Raw genomic sequence first — 848 nt, 5'->3', positions numbered from 1 at the left:
GAACATAAATACCAAAAAGACAATCTTTTAATTGCAAATTTATTTTTAAACGATATTCAACATAAAAACGAACAAGGTTTTGATAAATTTGAAATCACAAAAAATGATTTATTAAGCTTAAGTGATGACAATACACTTAATTTGCTTAAACAAAATTTCACCAAAGGCTATGATTTTAAAGAATGCAAACTTAGACTTGGAGTGCATTTGATTGATCTGATATTTATTATCCCTAAAAATATCCCTAAATCCTATAAAGACGCTTATAAAAAATTTGAAAAAAAGGAATTAGGAGCAGGATATTTTAAAGAACTTCATAAATATAATGAAGATTATAGAGAAAAAGATACCATAATGCATAAAAGGGTATTTTTTGCTCCTGCTTGTATGCAAAATATCCAATTTGAAATAGCTAAAGGTTTAGATGATTGGCTTGATAATGAAAATGTATGTTCTTTTAATGTTTTAACTAAGGATTATTTTAAAGCAGAGGAAAATACAATAATCATCAATAATGAAAACTCTAATTCACAAGAAAAAATTCCTGATAATGTTATAAGGATAGAAACGCAAGATGGTAGTGAAGATTTTATCGAGATAATATTTCCTAGTGAATTAGAACTCAATGATAAACCCTTGGAGGATGTGAGTTATGCTCCTTTGGGAAGTATTTTAGATATTGCTTTAGATTCGGTAGAAAATAGCGGTATTTTTGGGAATGCTTTAGCTGCATTAGCAGCTGTAAAAAATCCTAAAAATTTAAAAAATATTATTAAGAAAAAATCTAAATATGCCACAAAACAAGAAGTGATAGATGTATTAAAAAATAAATATAAGCTTAAGACTTC

At 26.7% G+C, this 848-nt stretch carries 1 pseudogene; it reads left to right on the top strand.

The features are described from left to right. Positions 1 to 848 (top strand): annotated as a pseudogene (locus H2279_RS08610) (hypothetical protein); the annotation flags it as partial.

It is taken from the genome of Campylobacter sp. B0100352/1 (genome assembly GCF_020135855.1).
Taxonomy (GTDB): domain Bacteria; phylum Campylobacterota; class Campylobacteria; order Campylobacterales; family Campylobacteraceae; genus Campylobacter_D; species Campylobacter_D taeniopygiae.
This window is presented reverse-complemented; position numbering and strand designations above follow the sequence as displayed.